1 protein-coding gene and 1 pseudogene are annotated in these 526 nt (G+C 35.9%); one reads left to right on the top strand and one right to left on the bottom strand.

The annotated features are described in order from the left end of the window. The coding region (gene infC / locus ACFIO5_RS13500) for a translation initiation factor IF-3 (RefSeq protein WP_375705689.1) at positions 1-204 on the bottom strand (204 nt) is incomplete at its 3' end. 193 nt (positions 205-397) lie between these two features. Between infC and ACFIO5_RS13495 the strand changes: the two are divergent. Further along, positions 398-526: pseudogene (locus ACFIO5_RS13495) on the top strand (alpha/beta hydrolase); the annotation flags it as partial.

Raw genomic sequence — 526 nt, 5'->3', positions numbered from 1 at the left:
TTTGCCCAAATCGATAATTTTACACACAGGAGGTTCTGCATTTGGTACAATTTCAACCAAATCAAGGCCGACTTCTGCAGCCATAGCAAGAGCTTCTTGTATTGTAACCACTCCTTGATGTTGCCCCTCATCATTAATAAGTTGAACGCGAGGAACCCGAATATCTTGATTTGCACGTGGCCCATCTTTTGGGGTATGTGTCATTTTAAATGGTTTGCGAATGGTTTACGCTCCTTAATTTTGATTCACCTACAATACACTTTAATATACAATTATACACAGAAAAACAACTAGAATTCATGCTTTTTCATTATTTGATTTATGATTTTGGGAGATAATTTAGAGGATAGAAATTTTTCTTTTATGAAGAGAAAATATTTTATGGAGGAAGAGAATAATGGATCAAAATATTCCTTGTCAATTTTTTTCGTTTGAAAATACTGCTCTTGCAGTTCGGCATCGCAAAGGCCATTGCTTTCCTGGTTTGGTTTGGCTTTCTGGTTATCAATCCGATATGTTAGGAAGC

The organism is Bartonella sp. AA86SXKL, assembly GCF_042196885.1.
The sequence above is the reverse complement of the archived record's forward strand: the minus strand, read 5'-3'. Positions and strand labels throughout refer to the sequence as shown.